18 protein-coding genes and 2 pseudogenes are annotated in these 24,765 nt (G+C 49.1%); 10 read left to right on the top strand and 10 right to left on the bottom strand.

The features are described from left to right. The first annotated feature begins 16 nt into the window (after window positions 1-16). The 8 genes and pseudogenes from lapG (at window position 17) to QNN86_RS14340 (ending at window position 13,226) form a co-directional block, all read left to right on the top strand. Complete coding sequence (lapG, locus tag QNN86_RS14375; RefSeq protein WP_181618735.1) at window positions 17-709, top strand: cysteine protease LapG; 693 nt, start codon at window positions 17-19, stop codon at window positions 707-709. 9 nt (window positions 710-718) lie between these two features. Beyond that, the gene (locus QNN86_RS14370) at window positions 719-2,662 is read left to right on the top strand and encodes a LapD/MoxY N-terminal periplasmic domain-containing protein (protein ID WP_182270364.1); all 1,944 of its coding nucleotides are present in this window, start codon (window positions 719-721) and stop codon (window positions 2,660-2,662) included. Between the two features lie 17 nt (window positions 2,663-2,679). Then, window positions 2,680-3,021 (top strand): tryptophan synthase subunit beta, encoded by a 342-nt coding sequence (locus tag QNN86_RS14365; RefSeq protein WP_181618733.1) that lies wholly within the window; start codon window positions 2,680-2,682, stop codon window positions 3,019-3,021. A 495-nt stretch (window positions 3,022-3,516) separates the two neighbouring features. Next, complete coding sequence (locus tag QNN86_RS14360; RefSeq protein WP_414211370.1) at window positions 3,517-7,371, top strand: retention module-containing protein; 3,855 nt, start codon at window positions 3,517-3,519, stop codon at window positions 7,369-7,371. 144 nt (window positions 7,372-7,515) lie between these two features. Further along, window positions 7,516-8,867 (top strand): annotated as a pseudogene (locus QNN86_RS14355) (TolC family outer membrane protein). Between the two features lie 100 nt (window positions 8,868-8,967). After that, window positions 8,968-11,154, top strand: a complete 2,187-nt coding sequence (locus QNN86_RS14350; protein WP_181499012.1) for a type I secretion system permease/ATPase — start codon at window positions 8,968-8,970, stop codon at window positions 11,152-11,154. Then, complete coding sequence (locus QNN86_RS14345) at window positions 11,141-12,505, top strand: HlyD family type I secretion periplasmic adaptor subunit (protein ID WP_181618730.1); 1,365 nt, start codon at window positions 11,141-11,143, stop codon at window positions 12,503-12,505. The genes QNN86_RS14350 and QNN86_RS14345 overlap by 14 nt, the downstream gene beginning before the upstream one ends. Before the next feature lie 211 nt (window positions 12,506-12,716). After that, on the top strand, window positions 12,717-13,226 hold the full coding sequence (locus QNN86_RS14340; RefSeq protein ID WP_181618729.1) for a hypothetical protein: 510 nt from the start codon (window positions 12,717-12,719) through the stop codon (window positions 13,224-13,226). 101 nt (window positions 13,227-13,327) lie between these two features. Here the strand turns inward: QNN86_RS14340 and foxA are convergent, their stop codons facing one another. The 3 genes from foxA to QNN86_RS14325 form a co-directional block, all read right to left on the bottom strand. After that, window positions 13,328-15,436: a ferrioxamine B receptor FoxA gene (foxA, locus tag QNN86_RS14335; protein ID WP_115259333.1), complete on the bottom strand. Its 2,109-nt coding sequence runs from the start codon at window positions 15,434-15,436 to the stop codon at window positions 13,328-13,330. Window positions 15,437-15,557: 121 nt separating this feature from the next. After that, the gene (locus tag QNN86_RS14330; RefSeq protein ID WP_414211366.1) at window positions 15,558-16,541 is read right to left on the bottom strand and encodes a helix-turn-helix transcriptional regulator; all 984 of its coding nucleotides are present in this window, start codon (window positions 16,539-16,541) and stop codon (window positions 15,558-15,560) included. A gap of 200 nt (window positions 16,542-16,741) precedes the next feature. Beyond that, window positions 16,742-17,305, bottom strand: coding sequence for a DJ-1/PfpI family protein (locus QNN86_RS14325; RefSeq protein ID WP_161959007.1), 564 nt, complete (start codon window positions 17,303-17,305; stop codon window positions 16,742-16,744). Window positions 17,306-17,676: 371 nt separating this feature from the next. On the opposite strand from QNN86_RS14325, the gene QNN86_RS14320 reads away from it, so the two are divergent. Beyond that, window positions 17,677-18,789: an agmatine deiminase family protein gene (locus tag QNN86_RS14320; protein WP_414211364.1), complete on the top strand. Its 1,113-nt coding sequence runs from the start codon at window positions 17,677-17,679 to the stop codon at window positions 18,787-18,789. 243 nt (window positions 18,790-19,032) lie between these two features. Then, complete coding sequence (locus QNN86_RS14315; protein WP_135912505.1) at window positions 19,033-19,569, top strand: tetratricopeptide repeat protein; 537 nt, start codon at window positions 19,033-19,035, stop codon at window positions 19,567-19,569. A gap of 350 nt (window positions 19,570-19,919) precedes the next feature. On the opposite strand, the pseudogene QNN86_RS14310 reads toward QNN86_RS14315, so the two are convergent. The 7 genes and pseudogenes from QNN86_RS14310 to QNN86_RS14280 form a co-directional block, all read right to left on the bottom strand. Further along, a pseudogene (locus QNN86_RS14310) lies at window positions 19,920-20,201 on the bottom strand (type II toxin-antitoxin system YafO family toxin); the annotation flags it as partial. Between the two features lie 214 nt (window positions 20,202-20,415). Beyond that, the gene (locus QNN86_RS14305; RefSeq protein WP_287856036.1) at window positions 20,416-20,700 is read right to left on the bottom strand and encodes a conjugal transfer protein TraD; all 285 of its coding nucleotides are present in this window, start codon (window positions 20,698-20,700) and stop codon (window positions 20,416-20,418) included. Beyond that, the gene (locus QNN86_RS14300; protein WP_414211361.1) at window positions 20,697-20,954 is read right to left on the bottom strand and encodes a hypothetical protein; all 258 of its coding nucleotides are present in this window, start codon (window positions 20,952-20,954) and stop codon (window positions 20,697-20,699) included. The genes QNN86_RS14305 and QNN86_RS14300 overlap by 4 nt, the downstream gene beginning before the upstream one ends. Before the next feature lie 539 nt (window positions 20,955-21,493). Continuing rightward, on the bottom strand, window positions 21,494-22,126 hold the full coding sequence (locus QNN86_RS14295) for a hypothetical protein (RefSeq protein WP_287856040.1): 633 nt from the start codon (window positions 22,124-22,126) through the stop codon (window positions 21,494-21,496). Continuing rightward, window positions 22,117-22,527 (bottom strand): hypothetical protein, encoded by a 411-nt coding sequence (locus QNN86_RS14290; protein ID WP_287856042.1) that lies wholly within the window; start codon window positions 22,525-22,527, stop codon window positions 22,117-22,119. Before QNN86_RS14290 ends, QNN86_RS14295 begins: the two co-directional genes overlap by 10 nt. A gap of 2 nt (window positions 22,528-22,529) precedes the next feature. Then, window positions 22,530-23,609 carry a hypothetical protein gene (locus QNN86_RS14285; protein WP_414211358.1) on the bottom strand — a complete coding sequence of 360 codons (1,080 nt, stop codon included), beginning with the start codon at window positions 23,607-23,609 and terminating at the stop codon, window positions 22,530-22,532. 35 nt (window positions 23,610-23,644) lie between these two features. Further along, window positions 23,645-23,986 (bottom strand): helix-turn-helix domain-containing protein, encoded by a 342-nt coding sequence (locus tag QNN86_RS14280; RefSeq protein ID WP_287856046.1) that lies wholly within the window; start codon window positions 23,984-23,986, stop codon window positions 23,645-23,647. Between the last annotated feature and the right edge of the window lie 779 nt (window positions 23,987-24,765).

The raw sequence follows: 24,765 nt of genomic DNA, 5'->3' as shown, positions 1-24,765 counted from the left end.
GGGCTGACGGACGCGCGTGAACGATCGTCCTGTCAGGCGTACACTCTGGCAACGCTGGCTGACTCTCGGCCTGGCGCTGCTGTTTGTGTGCTCTGCCGGGCTGAGCGCTGGCTGGAATTTTAATACTATCAATGCCCGCAGCCAGCAGCTTTATGGTCCGGCAACGCCCGCGGCACAACGTCAGATCGATGCGTGGGCGGCATTGCTAAAAAGTCCACCGCAGGGTGACATTAAAGATACGCTCAACCGCGTAAACCAATTTTTTAATTCCCGGATGCGTTTTCGCGATGATATTACCGTCTGGGGTCAACAAGATTACTGGGCGACGCCCATTGAATTTTTACGTAAAGGCGCTGGCGATTGTGAAGACTATGCGCTGGCGAAGTATTTTTCCTTGCGTGAAATGGGAGTGCCTGCCCGCCAGTTACGCATCATCTACGTAAAAGCATTGCAGTTAAATCAGGCGCATATGGTTGTTGCCTGGTATGCCACGCCTGATGCGACGCCCCTGATTCTGGATAATTTAAAAACCGCCGTTTTGCCCGCAACGCAGCGAAACGATCTGCTCCCGGTTTACTCTTTTAATGAACAGGGATTATGGATTCCGCAAGCGGGAAAAAGTAAACGCGTCGGCGACAGTAAAAGACTTTCACGCTGGCAGGATCTTCTCACCAAAATGCGTGCAGAAGGATTTGAAATTAATGAATAGGAAGTAGCCATGTCTCTTTATAAACAGCTACTCATTGGTATTTGTCTGTTTACGCTGGTTATCTTTTGCGGCAGTTTTTATGTCACGCTGGAGAGTTCACGCGATCAGTATCATAACCAACTGAGTGCGCACGCACAGGACACCGCGACGGCTCTGGGATTATCGCTGACCGCCAATATTGACGATCCTGTCATGACGGAATTGATGGTCAACTCCATTTTTGACAGTGGCTATTTTTACCGCATCCAGGTCATTGATCTCAAAACAGGCAAGCCGTTGATTGAAAGAAAAAATACGCCGCAAAGCACCGATGCTCCCAACTGGTTTGTGCGGCTGGTACGCCTGAATCCAGGCCAGGGCGAAGCCGTCGTGATGCGGGGCTGGACACAGGTTGCCCGCGTTGAAGTGGTTAGCCATCCCGTTTTTGCGCTGACGCGCTTGTGGGACAGTCTGGTCGCCAGCTTCCTGCTGCTCAGCGCGTGCAGCCTGCTTTGCCTTCTGGGCGCCATGCTCATGTTGCGTCGCCGTCTGCAGCCGCTGAACTACATTGTCGAGCAGGCAACGGCCATCAGCCGCCGCGAATTCCTCAATCTTCCGGCCTTGCCAAAAACACCAGAGCTTCGTCGGGTGGTTGAAGCCACAAACATGATGGTCACGCAGCTTAAAGCACTGTTTAGCGAACAAGCCGCGCGTACAGAAATCCTGCGCCAGGAAGCGTACAGCGATAGCCTGACCGGATTGAACAACCGTCGCGCCTTCGATATTCAGTTGCAATCTCGCTTGAGCGATGAAGAGCATCTATCGGGACACCTGATTCTGTTACGCGTCCAGGATCTTATCGGCCTTAACCAGCGCCTCGGCGGTAACAATGCCGACCAGCTGTTAATCGCCATCGCCGGTATTCTGAATGATCTGCAACAACAGTTCTTTCGCCACGAAGGGTTTCTCGCCCGCGTTCGCGGAGGTGAATTTGCAATTATCGCGCCCCTTATCCTGCCACAAGAGATGGATAGCCTGCTCGCTCAAGTCAGCGCACAATTAAAAACGCTGTATGAAACCGGCATGAGTGACGTCACGCCTGTGGCACATATGTCACACATCGCCTTCAGCGTTGGCGATGCCCCACAGGCTGTGATGTTACAAGCGGATCTGGCGCTGACGAGGGCGGAAAACGCAATGGGTCTCTTCGTCAATAACCAGACCTCGCTCATGGTGGAAAATGACGGCGATCGCTATCACTGGCGCCAGCGCCTGGAAACCGTTCTGGAAAACAACGCTTTTGTACTGTTTTCTCAGCCCGTTTTTCAATGCAACGATAAAAAGCGTATTCTGCACCACAAAATTCTGGCGCGGATCGCCACGGAAGACGGAGAGACCATCGCTGCGGGTCGTTTTATGCCCTGGGTTCACCGCCTGGCGCTCAGTCGCCGGATGGATATCGTGATGCTTCAACAAACGCTTAGCGCCATGGAAAAAAGCCCTCAGGCAATGGCGCTCAGCATCAGTGGTGAAAGCGTTGCGGATGAAGAGAGTATTAATGTGTTGCTGCAACCGCTGAAAAATGCCCGCCATCTCGCAGAGCGACTGACGCTGGAACTGGATGAAAACGAGCTACCGAATTCTGAGCTCGTCAGTATTCTGGTGCAAAAATTAAACGCTCTGGGCTGTCGTTTGGGGATCCAGCACTTCGGTGGACGCTTCCACCTGGTCGGTAACCTGCCGCAATGGGGTCTGGCGTGGATTAAAGTTGATGGCGGATATATTCGCAATATCGATCGGGAAGAAGATAAGAAACTCTTTATTGAGGCCATCTATTGGGCGACCCGCCAGGTGAATCTGCCGTTAATCGCCGAACGCGTCGAGACGGAAGGCGAACTCGCCGTGTTGGAAAAAATGGGTCTGCATGGCGCAATGGGACGTTATTTCAGCGATGCCATCGCCCTCACCAATTAATCTTCAGGAGAACAGCCATGCTTTTTATTGAACGTGACAGTGAGGGACGGATCGTGCGAGTCGAGCAGGCTTCGTTTCCTGAAGCGACGGAGCAAACGGCAGAAACAACCACCGAGATAGCGGAGTGGTTGAAAGCGAATACCCTGCGTACTGCTACGCTACACCAGCTACAGCAAAGCGATCTCGAGATGGTGCGAGTCCTCGAAGACCTTATCGATGTCCTGATAAGTAAAGGGGTGATCAGTATTACCGATCTTCCGCCAGCAGCGCAGAACAAAATGTTCAACAGGGCTAAAGCACGTCGCCAGCTCGGCGGCCTTGAAGATTTGATTGGTGATGACGAAGACCGGTTAATTTAACGTATTTTCTTATTCACCACGGTTCTATTCAGGCGGATATATTATATTTCGCCTGAATGCAAGATAATGAACTACTAACCGGGCACCCTCGTTCTGGTGGATTAATAAGCACCTACAAGAAATAGTAGTTTCTCATATATAAAGAGTATAACTAACCATATGCAAATGATTTCAATGATAAAATATCACTTTTATGTTGTATGAAAAACTAACAAAAACTTGTTAATATCAATGAATATGCCTCGCCATCATATTATTATATCGTCTGTATAATCGTTGAATTGTCAGACAATAATACGCGTTCTTTATCATTCTCTATAAACTCCTGCACACAAGCTATTTGTGGTCATTGTTGTTTTAGACAGTCCAAAGAATCAAACCGGGCTAATAAGGTTCCACCCGGCCAGCGCGTCAATAGCCAGAGTGAATAGCATCAACGAACATGAAACAATCAAGTTGATGATCGGGATCGCGTAAAGATTAAGGGGAAGTACCATGAGTGCTATAGTCGGAACAATAAAAACAATAATTGGACAGGTTTTCGCTATCGCACCAGATGGAAGCCGACGCGTTCTTGTCGAGGGGGATCATATCCTCGCAGGCGAACAGGTTGAGACCGGTGCCGCCGGGGCCGTTTCGATTTCTCTGACGAATGGCAAAACGCTTGCTCTGGGTCGCGGCACTCACTGGGACAGTTCCAGCCTTTCTCCTGACACCCATCCTGACGCAGATCACACCGACATCGCCGCGATACAACAGGCTATTGAGGACGGTCAGGACCCGACGCAGATTCTGGAAGCAACCGCAGCAGGCCCACAACCCGCAGGACAACCCGGATCAAGCGGCGGAGGTTCGCATACACACGTCATCCTTGATCTTACCGGCGAAATTCTCGATCCCACTGCAGGCTACCCAACGACCGGTATTGATTTTCCTGATACCGACCCTCGCGAAGAACTCACTCTGTTAGACAGAGACTCAGACTCGGACAGTGATTCCGACTCCGACAGTGATTCCGACTCCGACAGCGATTCGGACTCCGACAGCGATTCCGACTCCGACAGCGACTCCGATTCTGACAGTGACTCCGATTCTGACAGCGACTCGGATTCTGACAGCGACTCAGATTCTGACAGCGATTCCGACTCTGACAGTGATTCCGACTCCGACAGCGATTCAGACTCGGACAGTGATTCGGACTCCGACAGCGACTCGGACTCGGACAGCGACTCAGATTCTGACAGCGACTCGGATTCTGACAGCGATTCCGATTCCGACAGCGACTCGGATTCCGACAGCGATTCAGACTCGGACAGTGATTCCGACTCGGACAGCGATTCGGATTCCGACAGTGATTCGGACTCCGACAGTGATTCGGACTCCGACTCCGACAGCGATTCAGACTCCGACAGCGACTCGGACAGCGATTCCGACAGCGACTCGGACTCCGACAGTGATTCCGACTCCGACAGTGATTCAGATTCCGACAGCGATTCAGACTCCGACAGCGACTCGGACAGCGATTCCGACAGCGACTCGGACTCCGACAGTGATTCCGACTCCGACAGTGATTCCGACTCCGACAGCGATTCCGACTCGGACAGTGATTCCGATTCTGACAGCGACTCGGACTCTGACAGCGATTCCGACTCGGACAGTGATTCCGACTCAGACAGCGATTCAGACTCAGACAGCGATTCAGACTCCGACAGTGATTCGGACTCGGACAGCGACTCCGATTCTGACAGTGACTCCGATTCTGACAGCGACTCCGACAGCGACTCGGATTCTGACAGCGATTCCGATTCCGACAGCGACTCGGATTCCGACAGCGATTCAGACTCGGACAGTGATTCCGACTCTGACAGCGACTCAGATTCTGACAGCGATTCCGACTCCGACAGTGATTCCGACTCTGACAGCGACTCAGATTCTGACAGTGATTCCGACTCGGACAGCGATTCGGATTCCGACAGTGATTCGGACTCCGACTCCGACAGCGATTCAGACTCGGACAGCGATTCCGACTCCGACAGCGACTCCGACTCCGACAGCGATTCAGACTCCGACAGTGATTCGGACTCCGACAGCGATTCAGACTCCGACAGCGATTCGGACTCCGACAGCGACTCGGACTCGGACAGCGACTCAGATTCTGACAGCGATTCAGACTCCGACAGCGATTCGGACTCCGACAGCGACTCCGATTCTGACAGCGACTCGGATTCTGACAGCGATTCCGACTCAGACAGCGATGCGGATTCTGACAGCGATTCAGACTCCGACAGCGACTCGGATTCTGACAGCGATTCCGATTCCGACAGCGACTCGGATTCTGACAGTGACTCCGACTCCGATAGCGATTCCGACTCCGACAGCGATTCCGACTCGGACAGCGATTCCGACTCCGACAGCGATTCGGATTCCGACAGTGACGCCGATTCCGACAGCGACTCGGATTCCGACAGTGATTCGGACTCGGACAGCGATTCCGACTCCGACAGCGACTCGGACTCCGACAGCGACTCGGACTCCGACAGTGACTCGGATTCTGACAGTGATTCAGATTCCGACAGCGATTCAGACTCTGACTCTGACAGCGATTCAGACTCCGACAGCGACTCGGATTCTGACAGTGATTCCGACTCCGACAGTGATTCCGATTCTGACAGCGATTCAGACTCGGACAGTGATTCGGACTCCGACAGTGACTCGGACTCCGACAGTGACTCGGACTCCGACAGTGATTCCGACTCCGACAGTGACTCGGATTCCGATGTCGACGCCGATAAGCCCATTTATCTGGAGGTTGACTTTAAGGTATCGGGTACCTCGAAAGTCACCGAAATCAACGGGGGGAGCGGAAGCGACAACGGCTATGACGTTGATGAAAACGGTAAGATTATCTCTGTCGGTAAAAACGTTGTGCTGTGGATCTCGCAGGGAGATATTGAAGCCGGACGCGTTTCCGATCAGATCCCTGCCGATCAAATAAAGGTTTACTCCAACGGCAACCCATCCGGTTCCGAAAGCAAGAGCGACGTGTTCCTGCTGCATGAGGGTAGCGGTTACTGGCAGGATGGTAACTTCCGGACCATGAACTCCGTAAGAGGGAACACCACTTCCGCTAATGGCCCTAACGGAGATGCCCGCGATACGATATACGTGCAGGATGATGGTAAGGGATGGAGTGCAAACAAAGGTCCGGCTAACGTTAACGGCAATATAAACTATGTCGATAATGTCTCGGTGACGATAAACGGCCATACGGTCGTGCAGGGCGCGAACTCCATCTCTGACGTAACCTCATCGAAGGGCGGTAGCGGCTGGGATCCTAACGCACCGGGAAGCCATACCTCATGGCACTATGAACTCTCTCTGGATGCCTCCGTTGCTGGCGGCGGAGAACACGATCAGATTACCTCTATCACGCTCTCCGGCTTGCCAAAAGGCAGCATAGACTTCAACGGTAAAACCTATGCCGTTGACGCCAATGGTCATGTCACCATTGACGTAGACGATACTGCCGATCTGAATGCGAAAATTACGCTAAACACCGATAGTCAGATCGCTCCGGGAGATATCAAGGTAGATATCTCGTCTGAGGTCAACAATGAGACGCACAACAGCGGAGAGATCGCCGCAGGTGATACTCACCACAGTATTACGCTGTCCGGGGAAGATACCTCAACGCACACTGTCACCCATGATACTGATGTTCAGTCGCTGTCAGTCGATGAACATCATGAGCTCGACGACAATAGTACCGATCATACAGCGCGGACGCAGAGTGAAGATAACACTGCGCCTCATAACGTTGATCAATCCACACAGAGTGATGCCGCCAGCGAAGAGAGCGACAGTCATGACCAAACGCATGCGTTATTAATCGATAGCGAAGATCTCTACCTGACGCCAGCCGAGCCCCTCAGCGACGCGACGTCACCCGAACATACCGACACGCTCAACGCCAACGCGGACTTACCGTCAGAGGTGTCGTTAACTAATCTGCTTGGGGATGATGCGCTATCGCCCGATGATGCGTCCGCGACGACCATAAAAGCGGAAACCGCAGCGGCAAGTCACGATGAAACATCCGATGACAATACCACGAGTGCGACAACGCTAAGTCACGAAGCACCACTCAACTTTAGCGATATTATTCACGACGAAGGTAGCGACCACGACCTGGGCAAACTGCTTCCGGTGGCTGACGTCAGTGCTGAAAACCATAACGGTGCCGATCACATTGTTGCTGGCGATTCCCCTCACGATGCAGGGGATGCCTTTACCGGGGGGGACCACTCTCTCGTCGACGACCTGATTGCCAAACCAGATACCGATTCCTGATAACATCCGCCCCCACGGCAATGATACCGCGGGGGGGTTCACACGCTTATGTCCGGGACATGCTTTTCTCTGAAGACATTACCTCGGCATTTTATCCGGCAAGGACAAAAAGCCTGATAAATTAATGCAATAAGGATAATAAATATGAAGTACCGCGCACAGATTGCTTTTGGGTTATCACTTCCACTCCTCATGCTGGGGCACACCAGCGCGACAACGCTTGAGCAGGCCATCAAAAACACCTTGAACTCGCACCCGCAAATCAGCGCATCCGTGAACAGCCGTTATTCTGCAGACCAGGATCTTAAGGCGGCAAAAGGCGGGTATTTACCCACACTGGATCTCTCCGCCGGAACCGGCTGGGAACAAACGGATAATGCCACCACGCGCGCCTCAGGCGATCACCTGCGTGACTTACACCGCAGTGAATCCAGTATCAACCTGAAGCAAAACCTCTTTAATGGTTTTGCAACCACCAGTGAAGTCGCGCGCCAGAAAGCCACGGTTAACTCAAGGGCATTCTCCCTACTGAATACAACAGAAACGACGGCGTTAACCACGATTCAAAGTTACCTCGATGTACTGATGCAGGAAAAAATGGTCAAGCTGGCCGAAGAAAACCTGAAGAACCACGAACGTATTTTCGATCAGATTCGCTTGCGCACCGAACAGGGCGTTGGCCGTGAAGCGGATTTCGCACAAGCGGAAGCTCGCCTTGCCCAGGCGCGCAATAACCTGCTCACTGAACAAACAAATCTGGAAGACTCCCGCACCAACTACTTCAGCGTTACGGGTCAGGAAGCTGTCGACCTCACCCTGCGCAGCCCACCAAAATTCCGCCATCACTGGAAGAAGCCAGCAAAGTCATGCTGGCCAACAGCCCACTGCTGAAACAGGCTAATGCCGATGTTGAGGCGACGCATCAGCAATATGAAGCAGCAAACTCACGCTTCTACCCGAGCGTCGATGTGGATGTTGGACGTACTATGGATAACAATATCGACGGCACCCGCGGGCACAATCAGGAGTGGCAGGCCATGTTGCGTATGCGCTACAACTTGTTCAACGGCGGCAGCGATAAAGCCCAGCTCACCTCCTATGCGTACAAAATACAGGAAGCGCAGGACATCAAAAGAAACACGCAGCGTCAGCTAAGCGAGGAGCTACGCCTGGCCTGGAATGCGCTGTTGAATGCGCAGCAGCAGGTGCCGATTGCGAAAGATTATGCCGATCGCAGTATGGTGGTCCGTACCGCTTATCAGGAACAGTTCAGCCTGGGCGACCGTACCTTACTGGATATGCTCGATAGTGAAAATGAAGTGTTTAGCGCACAGCGTCGCTACGTACAGCTGCAATTTGTTGAAATGTTTACCACTTACCGCATAAATGCCCGAACGGGTGAACTGCTAAAACAACTCAACATTCAGGCGCCTTCAGCGACTCTGCCGGTTGACGAAATGCAAACCTCTAAAGCGGAACTCCCTGAATTAAAGTAACGCGTATCGGGTTTATGGGGTATTTTTGTCATCGATGAAAAAAATACCCCATTGTTGTAATCACCCCGGCGATTTTTTCGCTCGCATGTAAGGTCAGAAAATGGCACCTCAAACTGATTCAGTGGATAACACAACCGCTTCGGGTAATGATGACATCAGGCACGATCCTCAACAAAATCATGACGATCCCCTTCTTGATTGTTTAATGGTCGTTTGTAAGCTCCATAACATCATCACCAGCCGCAACGCACTGACCTCTGGTCTCCCGTTAGAGGAAAACCGTCTCACGTTGAGTACCTTCCCTCGCGCAGCACAACGCGCAGGGCTTAAAGCCCGGGCGATCCCGCGTCCGTTAGACGCCATTGCAAATATTTCCCTGCCCGCCATCATTTTGCTGAAAAATGCGCAGGCCGCTGTGCTATTAGGCTGGGATGAGCAACAACGCGCCCGTCTATTGTGTGCGGAAACCAAGGGTGGCGAAGTCACGGTATCCAGAGACCAACTGGCGGCTGACTACAGCGGGAAGACGTTTTTTATTCAACCTGAACATGAATATAACACCCAGCCCAGTTCCACCATTCCGCGGACGAAATCGTGGTTCCAGGACACGCTGAAATTATCGAAATTTCTCTACCTGGACTCCGTCGTCGCCAGCTTTCTTATCAACCTGATTGCGCTGGCTACCCCTTTGTTTGTGATGAACGTCTATGATCGCGTCGTCCCCAACCAGGCAACGGCAACGCTATGGATGCTGGCGATAGGTATCACCATCGCATTCGTCTTTGATTTTATTCTGAAAATTTTGCGCGGTATTTGCCTCGACCTGGCGGGTAAGAAGACGGACTTAATTATTTCTGCAGCACTGTATGAACGGCTGATGGGAATGAAGATGAAGCTACGCCCGAGCCGGGCGGGCGGTTTTGCTCAGAATTTTCAGGAATATCAATCGGTACGCGATTTTCTTTCTTCACTCACCTTAACCACATTTATCGATCTTCCCTTTACTTTGTTGATTTTGCTGGTGATCGGCATTATCGGCGGGCCACTGGTCTTTATTCCGCTGGTGGTTTATCCCATCGCACTACTGATCAACTGGATGATCCAACGCCCGCTAATGACGCAGGTACAAAAAACCTATCGCCTGTCTCATGAACGTCAAGCAATGCTGGTGGAAACCCTGACGGGCCTTGACGCCATCAAAGTGAATAATGCCCAGAGCGAAAGACAGTACCAGTGGGAACAGGTGATTGGCAGCCTGAGCAAGCTGGAGTTAAGGGTAAAATCACTGTCTTATGTTGCTGTCAATTTTACCAACTGGCTACAGCAGTTCAGCGGTGTGATTATCATTGTCGCCGGGGTGTACTGGATTATCGCCGGTAATCTCAGCATGGGCGGTCTTATTGCCTGCTACCTGTTACAGCGCCGCGCAATGATGCCCATCGGCCAGCTCTGTAGCCTCATTACTCGCTATCAGCGAGCCAAAATGACCAAAGCCACCATCGACAACATGATGGATCTCGAACAGGAAACGCAGCACCACGAAGTCCCGTTGCGGCGCGAAACGCTGTCCGGCGCTCTTGAATTTCATGATGTGACGTTCCGCTACCCGCAAAACGAGTATGTTTCACTCAACGGTGTCTCCATAAAAATTGCACCGGGTGAAAAAGTGGGCATCATTGGGCGCAGCGGCTCCGGTAAAAGCTCGCTGGCAAAGCTGCTGGTTGGCTTCTATCAACCCGATAGCGGGATGGTTCTGGTCGATGGTATTGACGCCCGCCAGCTCGACGTCAACGATATTCGCCACAATATTGGTTACGCGCCTCAGGATATTCACCTGTTCAGCGGGACGCTACGCGACAACCTGGTGACAGGCGCGGGCTACGTGGATGAAGAGACAATGATCCGCGCCGCGACAATCGCGGGCGTGCATGACTTCGCTCGCCGCCATCCGTCCGGCTACAACATGCAAGTGGGTGAACGAGGTATGAATTTATCCGGTGGTCAGCGACAAGCCGTCGCTCTGGCACGGGCACTATTGCTCGATCCCCCTATTTTATTAATGGATGAGCCGACCAGCTCCATGGATAACACCAGCGAAGACCTGATAAAAAGGGCGCTCGCGCCAGTGGTCAGCAATAAAACGCTATTGCTGGTGACTCACCGGGCTTCACTGCTGTCATTGGTTGACCGCCTGATCGTCCTCGACAACGGCAAAATTATTGCTGATGGCCCGAAAGAAAGCGTGTTGAATGCACTGAAAAAGGGGCAGATTCATGCGAACCGATAATCAACTCAGCCGCCTGATGAAATGGCTTGTGGGTGATAAAAATAAATCTACGTTCGCCGCGAATGAAGTCAACAAGGCGCTAATCGACGACTCTCCTCGCGTCGTGCGCATCACTTTGTGGGCAATCCTCGCGTTCTTTATCATGATGATTATCTGGGCCTCGCTGGCAAACATTGATGAGGTTACGCGCGGAGAGGGTCGGGCGATCCCCTCATCACGTCTGCAAAAAGTACAAAACCTGGAAGGCGGCATTGTTTCTGAAGTCTTTGTTCATGAAGGGGAAATGGTGAAGGCCGGTGCGCCGCTGCTGCGTCTGGACGATACCCGTTTCCGCTCCAATGCTGGCGAGTCCGAAGCCGACCAACTGGCACTTGAGGCCCGTATCCTGCGACTCACCGCCCAACTTGCCGATAAAGACAGCCTGACTCTCTCGGCAGAAATCACGCAGAAATCCCCCGATATCGCCAGTGGTGAAATGGACCTGTTTACCAGTATGAAGCAGCGTATCCAGAGCGAGCTGGGCGGGCTGAATGAACAATTGGTACAAAAGAAACAAGAGCTTTTAGACTACCAGGCCAAAGCCAACCAGACGCGCCGCAGTCTCGGACTACTGCAGCAGGAAATTAGCATGTCTGAACCTCTGGTCGCGAAAGGGGCTATTTCGAAAGTCGAAATACTGCGTTTGCGCCGTTCGGAGGTTGATACCCGAGGCCAGTTAGAATCCGTTACGCTGGCAATCCCCCGGGCACAAGCCGCCATCAAAGAAATTGAAAACAAGATGAGTGAAACCCGCGATCGCTACCGTAGCGAAGCGCTCACCCAGCTCAACGAAGCGCGCACAGAGCTCAGCAAAATCGAAGCGTCCGGGAAAGCCATTGAAGACCGGGTTAACCGAACACTGGTTACCTCTCCGGTGCGCGGTATCGTGCAACAGATGATGGTCAATACCATCGGTGGCGTTATTCAACCGGGTAGTGATCTGGTTGAAATTGTCCCGTTAGATGACACCTTACTCATCGAAACGAAAATTCGACCGCAGGACATCGCCTTTCTGCATCCAGGCCAGGAAGCGATGGTGAAGTTCACCGCTTATGATTACACCATCTACGGTGGTTTGAAGGCAAAACTGGAACAGATTAGCCCTGATACGGTGACCGATAAAGAGGGTAAAAGCTATTACGTAGTACGCCTGCGTACCGAAAAAAACCATCTAGGCAGTGATGAAAAACCACTGATCATCATCCCCGGGATGGTGGCCTCGGTAGATATTATTACCGGTAGAAAAACGATTCTGGCTTATTTGCTAAAACCAATTCTGCGAGCCAAAGCGGAAGCCTTTCACGAACGCTAGTGGCAGTTTCCGATAAATGGCAATTTTAATCCCTGCCGTTAATTTACCCTGCCAATTTTGGCAGGGTTTCTACCCTGTTACGCCATTTTAAGACAATTGAACTTGTGCCATCGGCGTCCCGTTTATACAACCTTAAGTACCCTCTGGAATAATTCTATTTTTATTTCATTTTCGGCAATAAAGGATCTCAATAATGCGCAAGAATAAAATAATGACTAAAATGAAACTGACACTGTTATTACCTCTTTTTCTGGCTGGCTGTTCAATGAGCGACGGGGAGTTAAGAAACGCCTACGCTCAACATTATCAGCAGCCAACGGCTTATGTTGAGGTCTATAAGCAAAAAATAGCCAGTATGGACATTAATACACTGGCGCAATATGCCGCCGCCGAAGATAAGAAGAAAATGCGTGGACAGCCGCGGCTGAAAATAGACAACTTCATTACAATTGAGAATGTACAGGCGAAGGGAAATCGGGTGGTATACGATTACTCGTTGTCAGAAAGCTGGCAGGCGTTATCCGCCGATAAGCAGCGTGAGAAGCAGACTAATATGAACAGGGATTTGATTTATCGTACCTGCTCGCTGGAAACAGTGCGTCTGGCACAGGCGAAAGGGCTGGAAGAGGAGCATAACTACTACAGCCAGTACCCGGACAAGCTCGCCTTTACCCTGAGAACCAGCGCCCAGATTTGTATGCAAAACGGTTTTACAAAATAGCCGCAATCCACTATGCCTGATGGCGCTTCGCTTATCAGGCCTACATGAGTGTGCACCCCGTAGGCCGGATAAGGCGCCAGCGCCGCTATCCGGCTAAAGCATCAGAACTTCCACGACACGCTGCCAACGATGCTGCGCTCCGCACCGAAGTAGCAATACGAGAGCGAGTTACAGGCCGCCACGTAGCGTTTATCGGTCAGGTTGTTGACGTTCAGTTGCGCACTCAAACCCTTAATCCCAATATTCGTTAAGTCGTAGCCTACCGCCATATCCACCAACGTGTACGACGGCAGAGTATGGGTATTCAGGCGATCGCTGGTGATCCCGTTGACGTAGCGCACGCCAGATCCCAGCGTCAGGCCGTCCAGCGGACCACTTTTCACATCGTAGCTCAACCAGGTGCTGGCCTGATTACGCGGGGCGTACACCGCACGCTTACCCTGCTCCTCCGGACTGCTCTTCTTGTAGCGAATGTCGGTATAGGTGTATGCCGCCTGCAGGCGGAAGCTCTCCGTCAGTTGGCTGATCGCCTCCAGCTCGACCCCTTCCGATTCAATTTCGCCAATTGAGCGGTACGGGTCGGTCGGTTCTTCTTTGGTGGCGATATTGGTCTGATTGATACGGAATACCGATGCGCTAAACTGGCTGTTCAGTCCCTCCGGTTCATACTTCAACCCGGCTTCCCACTGCTTGCCTTTCATTGGCTCCAACAGGTTGCCGTTTTCGTCGGCAAAGCTGGTCGGTGTGAACGCGGTGGAGTAACTGATGTACGGCGCAAAACCGTTATCGAACAGATAGAGCAGCGCGGCACGAGTGCTGAAGTTGTTTTTATCCAGATCGCTGCGGGTATCGTTTATCTTATCAATGTTCGACACGCTGACCTGATCGTAACGGCCACCGAGCGTAATGCGCCAGCGATCCCATGACATCTGATCCTGCAAATAGTAGCCCGTCTGGCGCAGCTTGTGTTTTTCACGCGCGTACATGTTGATGTAATCCGGCTTCGCACCGTACACCGGGTTAAAGGCGTCAATCGGCGGGAACGCGCCGTAATAGCCGGTGGTGTTGTTGCTGCGACTCTGATAGTCAATGCCCACCAGCAGGCGGTGGTTCACCTGCCAGGTATCCACGCTGCCGTCGAGTTGGTTATCCAGCGTAATGGCCGACATATTCTCATCGGAGCCGGAATAGCCGCGGTTGAGTTCAGTGTCATTCAGCCAGCCCGCCGCATACACCTGATTAAGTTCAACATCGGTATGCAGATAGCGCAGCTTTTGTCGTACCGACCAACCGTTGTCGAACATGTGCTCGATGTTGTAGCCCACCATGTTCTCGCGACGATCGTATTTGTCGTAGTCATCCTCACCTTCAAAGAAGGTATTGGAAATCTTTTGCCCGTCGTGCGGCACCACGGTGCCATCATATGGCAGACCCGAGTGGCTGCCACCTTCCGGATCGCGGTGCAGGTAGGCCATCAGGTCGAGACGCGTCTGGTCGGTGATACGCCAGGTCAGGCTGGGCATCAGCGCGTAGCGTTCTTCCTTCAACGGACCAAACTGCGAGTCCGCATAGCGTGTCATCCCACTCAGACGCGCCGCCACGCGATCGTTATCATCCAGTGCGCCGGTGACGTCAAAGGCGGCGCCACGCTGGTTGTTATTGCCGGCAAACAGCTTCACTTCACCACCCGCATCAAACGACGGTTTACGTGAGGTCAGCGCCACAATGCCACCCGGTGAAGAACGGCCATACAGCACCGAAGCCGGACCGCGCACCACTTCAATATTGTCGAGGAACCACGGATCGACAACCAGTGAGCTGTGCGAGTTGGTATCACCCATCATCTTCAGGCCATCGAGATAGACGTTATCGAGGCTACCGTCGGAGAAACCGCGCAGCACAATATAGTCAAAGCGGTTAGAGGCACCAATCTGATTGCTGTACACCCCTGGCGTGTAGCTGACGGCCTGGCGCACGCTGGTGGCACCCTGCTCTTCAAACTGTTCACGAGTAATGATGGACACCGACTGCGGGGTTTCAATATCCGGCGTGGCAAGCTTGGTGGCGCCGCTCTGCATTTGCGAGGTGACCACTACCGTATCGTTTTTTGTTGTTTCCTGCGCCAGCAGAGGAAAAGCCACGCTGCCGGTCACCCATCCCACCAGCAGCGCCAACCGAGTCTTCGCGAACATGAACATCTCCCAAGGCATTTCTAATTGTAAATGAGAATTATTGCGCTTTTTATGCCAGAGATAGCTATGCCGGATGCCAGGTTACGTATGCGCAGCGCCAAAATGCGATTCAGACGCGCGCATAAAACGGAGAAATGGATTAGCAAGGTTTGAGGATATCGCCAGGCGAGAAACCGTAGCGGCGACGAAAGGCGGTCGAAAAGTTGGTGGCGTGCTGGTAGCCCGACATCCATGCCGCCTGCTGTACGCTGTACCCTTCTAATAAATACCCCCGCGCCCGTTCCAGACGGCAGTCGCGCAGGTAGTCAAATACGGAGCAACCATACGCCGCACGAAACTTGCTGCGCAGGCTGCTGGGGCTCATCGCCGCACGCTGGGCCAGTTCGCTGAGGGTGTAGTCATTTTCCGGCGTCTGTTCCAGCAAACGACGCACAATCTCGAGGCGTTGCTGTTCGCCGCTGGCAGCCTGGCGTCTGCTGCTCTCCACCTGACAGACGCTGAGACCGTGGCCGAACAGTTGCAAAATAAGCCCTTCCAGCATCAGCTGGCGGGATACATTACTGAGCGTGCTCTGCTGGGCGTACTGTAATCCACTGAGCAAAAAGCCCGGCACTTGCCAGATAAGCGTTGGCGTCTGGCATCTTTCCCATTCAACCATTAACGACTCCAGCAACCCCGTGCGCCACGCGCCGTCCGGATACAGTCCCAACGATAACGTTCGCAGCTTGCAGTCCGCAGGGTGACGGGCGCTCATGGTCTGATGTTCGCTGAGGCGAGAACTAAACGCCATGCCGGAACGCACCACATGCTGCTGCCCATTGAGAGTCAATGTCACACAACCTTCCAGCACTACCAGCATATACAGGGGAGTGCTGTGGCGGGAGGTAGTTTCGTAGGGTTGCAGCACCTGCACATCGGAGTGGGTAACACACATCCCGCAGGGCAGCGTCATCTCTTCGACTTTGCCCTGTAGCACGGGGCTGGTATGGGGGAAATCCAGCTGTTGCGAAAGCTGCGGAAAGCGGTAATCAATGCCGTAACGCTCACCAAAATCCATAAACTCACTGACGGAGAAGGTTCGTGCCAGCCGTGCGGCTGTATTTTGGCCGGTGGTGTTGTTCATACAGTTTTCTGCACAGGGAATGGGGTTCGCTATTTCGGGTTGGTGGCAACATTACCATTACCTACAGAATGCAACAATAATAATGAGAATTATTATCAATAATAATCTTAAAGATAAGGCTGAGAGATACCGCTAAGGTTGACCGCCCTACCGTCGGTATAGCCGAAGCGGTTATACCGACGTGCAGATTTACCGGTCAGTTACTTCATTAATACATCAACAAATTTGGCCAGCCATTCAGGATGTGCTGGCCATGCCGGTGCGGTGACCAGATTGCCGTCAACGTGAGCCTGGTCAATGCCGATATCCGCGTAATGCCCGCCACTCAGGCGAATTTCAGGCGCGCAGGCTGGATAGGCGCTACAGGTGCGGTTTTCTAACACGCCGGCTGCGGCTAACAGCTGTGGACCATGACAGACGGCGGCGATCGGTTTGCCCGCCGAGTTAAAGTCCTGAACCAGTTGAATAACATCCGGGTTCAGCCGGAGATACTCCGGGGCGCGTCCACCGGGGATCAGCAGCGCGTCATAATCGGCCGCCCGCGCGTCAGCAAAATTCGCATTCAGGGTAAAACGATGTCCTGGTTTTTCGCTGTAGGTCTGCGCCCCGTCAAAATCATGAATGGCGGTCTGAACATAGTCCCCTTCACGTTTATCCGGGCAGACGGCGTCCACGCGGTGACCTAACATTTTCAGCGCCTGAAAAGGCACCATCGTTTCATAATCTTCGACATAATCTCCGACCAGCATCAGTATTTTTTTCATCAATGTCCCCGCCCATAGCGATTAAGTGCAGAAATAACGGCCCTTTTTACTATAGTTCACGCGCTATACGTCATTAATAAATACCGTAGAATAATCGGCCGGATCACAGTCTGCACAGGGGCACGTCAGAAGGTCGCAATCATCTTAAGCGCAAAGGAAAGTTCTACTAATAAATATAAATTATCTATAAATATATAATTGAGAAATTTTAATACCAGCCTGTTACGCCCATTAATTAAGAGTGAATGAATTGCATGTAAGAACCCCTGTGTTATATTTCGCCTGAACTTTCACGACATATAATCATTTATTTATCATCTATTATTATTCTGTTCAGCGTAAATCGGCGAATAGACAAAAAAGGTTTTCCCATGATCACAAGACGTTCGTTCGTCAGACAGAGTCTGGTGACGTCAACGAGTATGTTACTCACCAGCATAACGGGTATCGGCTTCAGTAAATTGGCCAGCGCAGCAGAAACCCACCGCTGGCTAATGCCAGATGAAGGTGCACCCCATGCGGCAACATGGATGGCATTTGGCGCCAGTGCAGAGATCTGGGAGCCTCACCTGCTGCCGGTAGTCCAGGGAAACCTGGCCCTGATCGCCAAAACCATCGCCACATTTGAACCGGTAAATATGCTGGTTCGCGAAGAAGACAGCGACCTCGCGGCGAAGCTGTGTGGGCCATCGGTCAATGTGTTGGTGCAGTCAATTGACGATCTGTGGATCCGCGATACGGGGCCGGTGTTTGTGAAAAACACTGCCGGCACACTCGGCGGTGTCGGGTTTAATTTCAACGGTTGGGGCGATAAACAGGAACATGAGCGCGACGCCGACGTCGCAGAATTTGTCACCGATTATGCTAAGGCAGAATTTATCCGCTCGTCGCTGATCCTGGAAGGTGGCGGTATTGAAGTAGACGGCGAAGGCACAGCGATTATTACCGAAAGCTGCGTTATTAACCCAAACCGCAACCCCGGCGTAAGCAAAACAGTGTGTGAGGCCGAACTAAAGCGCCTGCTGGGGCTGGAAAAAATCATCTGGTTACCGGGTATCGCCGGGAAAGATATTACCGATGGGCATACAGACTTTTATGCCCGGTTTACGCATCCGGGTACGGTCGTCGCGGGTCTCGAGCTGGATGCGTCATCGTTCGATTACGCCGTAACCCGCCGTCATCTGGCGATATTACGTGCCGCGACGGACGCCAAAGGACGTCGCCTGAACGTCGTAGCGCTGGAAGGCCCCACCACAATCCGCCAAACCTATGCAAACGACGACTTTGCCGCCGGCTATATCAATTTTTACCTCTGCAATGGCGCCGTTATTGCGCCAGAGTTTGGTGATAAACGAACCGACCGCAATACCCGCGCTATTTTGCAGGAGCTGTTTGCTGAGCGTGAAATTATTCAACTGAATATCGACGGTATCGCAGCAGGCGGCGGTGGTATTCACTGCGCCACACAGCAGCAACCTCATTAAAGCGCAGCGTATTACAGCTTACGCGATCGCCTTGGGGTTTAAGTTCTTGGGCTGTAAACCCGACGCACAGGGCGATCCCCCTGTGCGTTTTTTTATTTCTGGAACACGGTGATGGGCAACGTTCGTGAACGTACTACAAAAATAAACGGCAGGTCATTTTTTGACATCAATAATCAATAAAAGCATGCCCTGTACTGTTCCGGCATGCCGGAATCTCCCTTCACACACGCACAGGACGGGATCATGAAAATGCAATTCGCTACAAAATATCTGCCGCTGATTTGTCTGGTCTCAAGCGGGCTGCTCTATTCAGCTTCGGTAAACGCCATGGGAAATGACGATACCACGACGCCAACCTGCCCGAAGGGCCAGGTTTACGACAACAAAACCAAAAACTGTTTACCAGAAAAAAGCAGTATGATCGACGATCAGGATAAAACACAGTATGCGTATCACCTGGCGAAAACCGGTCACTATCAGGACGCTATCAATTTACTCGATACCTTACAGCAACCCAATACGCGTGAGGCCTGGAACTATCGGGGTTATGCCACCCGCAAACTGGGTCGTACGGATGAAGGGATTGGCTATTATCAACGCTCGATTGCCCTTGATCCGCATTATGCCAAAGTACGCGAATACCTCGGTGAGGCATGGATGGTTAAGGGTCGCCCCGATCTGGCAAAAGCGGAACTGGCCACCATTAAAACCCTCTGCGGCACTCAATGCGAAGAATATCGCGACCTGAAAGCCGCGATCGACGGGCACCCTGAGTCATAGGCCAGAGAGGAACGAGAAATAGCGGCAAAGGCGTGCGTTTATCTTCATTGGGGGCATCTTTCTGAACCGAACACAGAATGCCCCCATTAATGCCACCAACAGGAACGTGATGTCGGCTGAGGCCGATTAACGCTGGAGTTTTAGAAACATGTCAGAAGCGGAAAAACACGGACTTTAAGTTGATTTCAATAGACCTGGGAAGAGTTTGAAATGGTGCGATAATAGGAACAATACCTATTCGCTATTTCATTGATTAGTAGTGTAAATTACCTGTTTCATCTTTGGTGATACCCCCAAAGATACCCCCAATGAATTTTGTGTCCTGCTTAGACGGGTATTTTTTAACCAACTTAATGCTTCATCCTGAACGCTTCGGCTATCATCCCGATCTTATGCATATGGTTATTGTTGCGTGCCGTTTTATGCGCTTCGGGTTTCAGAATGATAATCAGCAAGTAGGCATCGGGATCCATCGCACTTTGGCAGTATACCAAATGGGCCTGATCGCTGGTTCGTTTGAACTGACGTAAGAACTTAGGGAAAGGGGCATCTGCATCGGCAAGATGAATGTGGGCCACCTGCTCTTCTTTTACCAAGGGATAGGTGCGGTCATCATCATATTTTCCTTCACGTAATTATTAATTAGCAAAAATAAAAAAGTGGTCAATAACAAAAAGACTTATTATTGCATCTAATAAATGGTTCTGTTTATATAAAGCACATTCTAAATCGTTATTCATGGATAAATAACAAATTGGCTACCGCGCCCTCTGGGGCTTACTCAACAGCTCACCGACCTAAAAACGAGTTTTAGGCCGGTTCACCGTTCTGACGTGAAAAACATGATTAGGACTTGGATTTATTTAAAACGCTTTCGATATAGGCTTGGCCTTGTGCTCTGTAGGCATCAACATCACTTTCATGAAGATTCGGGATATCAAGCAGAATTCCAAAGACCAGATCCTTATCTACATAACCAATATCACATCCTAAGACTTTGGCAACCTCTGCACCGAAAATAATTTTCTGACGGGTATTTTCTTTTTTCGTTTGTTGTTTCTTTTTAGCTTCCAAGAAGTATAGGCGTTCCTGCGCTGAAGCAATTTGCTGTTTGATCGTTTTTGTTGTCATTGTTTATCTCCCCAATGTTTTTTCTTGTTGGAATAAGGGATGTCAGCATAATCACAGCCATTTCCAATTTGTTTCTTGATTGATTTAATTTTCATCTTAAACTGTTGTTTAATCTGGCGCTGCTTTGCTTGTTCCCTAATATTTATTACTATCTTTTCTGCTTCTAAATAAGCTTGTTCTGTATCGGTATAGATCCCATCATCAAGAAGTCTTTTTGCTTCCCAATCAATGGCTTCATCATTGTTTTTATACATTGAACCTCCTTGCATGTGTTGTTCATTATCCTTTACCACATTTTGGATAATTATCAATATCACAAGGCATTTTTAGTTAATAAAATTCAAACCAATCAATCTTAAATGTTTTCCAAATATCATAGAATTTATTGTCGTTAAAATTAATGCTGTTTCATCCGACTCATCGCGTTTCATATAGTTCTTCTTTTATTTCACTCCTGTTATCATCCATTTTATTTTTTAAGTTGTAAAATTAGCAGTCGATATTTCATTAGTTTATGTTTTTTCAATTTAAACATTACTGCTGTGTGCCTGAATAGGATAATTATTCAATATTAAAATATAAGTATAGATATGATATATGGTTGAATTAACTATTAGTCATAGAGAATACTTTGGTAGCAAGATATTAGCGAGAGGGCGACTCTAGCTTTTTCCGGTGTAGATGAAGTAGTTCAATAAGGAGATCGACTGCGCCCCATATGGGTGATTACACAGCATGTGATGCTAGTGGGTATGCTGCGGCTATTGAATATAAACTGAGGCTAGAGTAACTATTACTTTTTATCCTGTGGGTCGAACCCCAAGACAATCCCCATGTGTCTAACTTTATAAGGCAATCCTGAACGTGCATGTGTATGCTGCGAGTAGAAACTTAATCCCTGTCTATTCTCACACTCAGAAGATGAATAACCATTAAGTCCGGCACCATTGAGGCGATTGCTCCATTCAGAAATAACGGCAGCAGCATTATTGTTCCTAATATAAATTAACATTCCACCATTACAGTTATTATTAGTACCTGATGAATAGCGAGTACATAACTGATTAAACCCTTGCATTAAATAGTCATAACCAGAATGAATTTTAGCTTCTCCTAACCACATATAATCCCTATATCTGATCACAACATCAGAGTGTCCACCGACCATTTCATCATGGCTAGCATGATAGCCCTTAGCTCTGAAATGGTGAATGACATCTGTTGTTAAACGGTCTTCTCCATCATTCTGTCTAACTCTCGGATCCTCTTCCATGAATTCTATGCATTCGGTCATATCTTTATAAAAAAGACATAAAAACTCATCATAAGAAGAGCACAATAATTGCCCCAAGAAATGTTGTGTATTCCTATCAACAAGAGCGATAGCTTTTAACTGAGCAATTGTAATATTTTCATCTAATTGCATTCCACTTCCCACCCTAATTTTGAAAGTGAGAAGTACATAAATATTTTTGATTCAAAATCTTTAACTAATTCACCAGTTTCTGGATGATAATACTTATTATCTAATTGAGTTTGTCGGAAATCGTCAATGCTAACCTGTTCTATGAAATCATCTTCTATAAACTCGAAACAAATATTAATAATGGGTAATGAATCACCAGAAAAATAGCGAGCAACATTTATAACCAAGCTATCATCATGAGTATCAATTACCTTTTTGAAATTGAAAAAAGCAATATGTTTGAGATTATCTTTTGATGACGTACATATATACTCAATCACAGAATGGCAGGCGCGACAAACTTCAGGATCTGACCTGAAGTCTGTATCTATCATCTCAACGATCTGCGCCCTAGTTAACATTATTACAAGACCTTTGAAATCAATAAATTGAAATCATCCTCAGTAATACACCCTTCCAGTGTAGCACAATCGACTTTAGGATTCGAGCGAGCAGCCAGTGAAACACCACCGTCGATTGTAAGTTTCAGACAACTACCACACTCCCCATCCCATTGTTTAGTAATACAAAAATTATTAGTATCACCATCAATAGCATCTAACCCAGCCTGATGGAATTGCTCATCTCTGAGGTCATCTTCGCGTTTTCTCATCTTTTCGGTTTTGACAGAACCTGTTGCTGTGGCATGTTCAAGATTATGAATTCTACCATCGCCGCTATCATACAACTCATCAATTTTAGAGTGAATATTTATACTTTCCATTGGGATAGAAACACTATTCATATCTCGATATCCATCCATCAGCATATGACGATAACGACGAGCAGCACTATCCATTTCATCTTTTAAAATATTACGACTATGGTCTATCTGAAATTGTATTATTCCAGTGTTTTTATCTAATTGAACACAATCGAAAGATTGCGCTCTGCCAGATTTAATTCCTATGATTTCTTCAAAACCACTAAACTGGCTTCCTTCATCACTCGACAAATCAATTTCAGAAATATCAATTATTACTCTTTCTTTATATGCTCTCGGATATGTAAATATGATTCGTAACATATCATCAGTTTCATCAAGGTAAACTGGGCAAGGATTAGTCAGAGGAACTGACTGCAACTCATCGTAACCAATTGGCAGTGGATAACTATTCCTATAAAGAGATAGATTCGTATGAGTTGATAAATGAAATATCTCTTTTATTACACTACATACATTAATGATATTAACAGAAAGGTCATCATGCTCATCTTCAGATATCTGACTAAAATATACCGTCCTTTGTCCAAAAAAAAGCTGAGATAAATATAATTCTTTTACCGAATTGTTAATATCTTCACTGCTAATTTCGGAGTAATGTTCTAATAATGGCTCCCATCCTCTTGCTGATGAAAGATTGCTGAATTTCAAGCCATGTTGAACAACCCTGAAAGATACGCCCTTTTCTCTCATCAACGATAAATAGCCCAACGCATTCATAATAAATATCTCTTCCAAAATTAAACTAATACATATTAAGCCCTGTCAGCTTTCTTCCCTACCCCCAGTTGCGCAAGCGCAGCGCTAACCGTATCAAGGATAGACCTATGCTCAGGCGTGGAGGCCCGATATTTTTCAACCAACGCACTCTCTTCGCTGGATAACTTAGCTACAGGGGTGCGGTTACCGGTCAAAACATACAAAACGTCAGCTCCCGCTGCCGCTATCCCAGCGAGATAGTCGCTGTCCGGCTTGCGCACCCCATTCTCATAGTTACTTTGTGCATTTTTCTTCACGCCCCCAAGCTGCCCAAAACCGTCTTGATCAAGGCCAAGTCGAATACGTTCTTCCTTCAAACGGATGCCAAATCTTTTCATTTGGATATAATTATCATTGATAATTCACTCAATCGAGGGAATTATAGATTGTGTGATGTCAATAACCACAATATACCACCATGAAAGCAAATGAGAACGCCTTACGCTCACGAACACCTAGCGGGGTGATGTCGAACAAACCCGTGGCTATGTGCCTGCTCCCCGCTGAAATCGTGGAAATATAAGTATTAACACTGGATCAGAACCGTTTGATGTCCAGCATGGCAAGGAACATTTTTTTGAACACCATCACACTATTTTGTCTTGTCAGTCAGTTAACGAAAAGTGGCAGTGCTTCAGTTAGTTGAATGTGGCAAAAGAGATCTGACATGACCTCATAATCTTCACTTTCATTATTACTCATAGCTATAGCAAGTTGTGAAATATTGTCATCAGTATCCAAAATTTTTTCTACCTATGATTAAATCAACTTTCATATTATCCATCGCTTTCCTTATTTAAATGCATGTGTAATGTATTTTCTTGTTTTTTTTAAAATAACAGTGTTTCGTGGTCGTTAAAAAACCACATTACTTAAAACAGGTCAAACACAAAAAAGCTAACGGTAATAAAATGAATCGAAAAATTAAATTTAAAAATACAGTATGCAAAATCATCCTATACTTAAAACTGCGTTCTCTCCGCGTTACTTCTTTTTGTTCATTAGTGCTTTTATTTCCACCTGCTAATTTTCATTTATGATTTCACACTTTAACCTGTGAATTGTGCAACAGGGAAAACGCCCGGCTATAAAACTATTTTTTTAGTGCTTTCACGTC

This window comes from Citrobacter sp. C348, from assembly GCF_047467975.1.
Lineage (GTDB): Bacteria > Pseudomonadota > Gammaproteobacteria > Enterobacterales > Enterobacteriaceae > Citrobacter > Citrobacter gillenii.
The sequence above is the reverse complement of the archived record's forward strand: the minus strand, read 5'-3'. Positions and strand labels throughout refer to the sequence as shown.

Coding starts and splice junctions, on each gene's coding strand:
- QNN86_RS14370 (WP_182270364.1), top strand. CDS start 719: ATGTCTCTTTATAAACAGCTACTCATTGGTATTTGTCTGTTTACGCTG.
- QNN86_RS14365 (WP_181618733.1), top strand. CDS start 2,680: ATGCTTTTTATTGAACGTGACAGTGAGGGACGGATCGTGCGAGTCGAG.
- QNN86_RS14360 (WP_414211370.1), top strand. CDS start 3,517: ATGAGTGCTATAGTCGGAACAATAAAAACAATAATTGGACAGGTTTTC.
- QNN86_RS14350 (WP_181499012.1), top strand. CDS start 8,968: ATGGCACCTCAAACTGATTCAGTGGATAACACAACCGCTTCGGGTAAT.
- QNN86_RS14345 (WP_181618730.1), top strand. CDS start 11,141: ATGCGAACCGATAATCAACTCAGCCGCCTGATGAAATGGCTTGTGGGT.
- QNN86_RS14340 (WP_181618729.1), top strand. CDS start 12,717: ATGACTAAAATGAAACTGACACTGTTATTACCTCTTTTTCTGGCTGGC.
- foxA (WP_115259333.1), bottom strand. CDS start 15,436: ATGCCTTGGGAGATGTTCATGTTCGCGAAGACTCGGTTGGCGCTGCTG.
- QNN86_RS14330 (WP_414211366.1), bottom strand. CDS start 16,541: ATGAACAACACCACCGGCCAAAATACAGCCGCACGGCTGGCACGAACC.
- QNN86_RS14325 (WP_161959007.1), bottom strand. CDS start 17,305: ATGAAAAAAATACTGATGCTGGTCGGAGATTATGTCGAAGATTATGAA.
- QNN86_RS14320 (WP_414211364.1), top strand. CDS start 17,677: ATGATCACAAGACGTTCGTTCGTCAGACAGAGTCTGGTGACGTCAACG.
- QNN86_RS14315 (WP_135912505.1), top strand. CDS start 19,033: ATGAAAATGCAATTCGCTACAAAATATCTGCCGCTGATTTGTCTGGTC.
- QNN86_RS14305 (WP_287856036.1), bottom strand. CDS start 20,700: ATGACAACAAAAACGATCAAACAGCAAATTGCTTCAGCGCAGGAACGC.
- QNN86_RS14300 (WP_414211361.1), bottom strand. CDS start 20,954: ATGTATAAAAACAATGATGAAGCCATTGATTGGGAAGCAAAAAGACTT.
- QNN86_RS14295 (WP_287856040.1), bottom strand. CDS start 22,126: ATGCAATTAGATGAAAATATTACAATTGCTCAGTTAAAAGCTATCGCT.
- QNN86_RS14290 (WP_287856042.1), bottom strand. CDS start 22,527: ATGTTAACTAGGGCGCAGATCGTTGAGATGATAGATACAGACTTCAGG.
- QNN86_RS14285 (WP_414211358.1), bottom strand. CDS start 23,609: ATGAATGCGTTGGGCTATTTATCGTTGATGAGAGAAAAGGGCGTATCT.
- QNN86_RS14280 (WP_287856046.1), bottom strand. CDS start 23,986: ATGAAAAGATTTGGCATCCGTTTGAAGGAAGAACGTATTCGACTTGGC.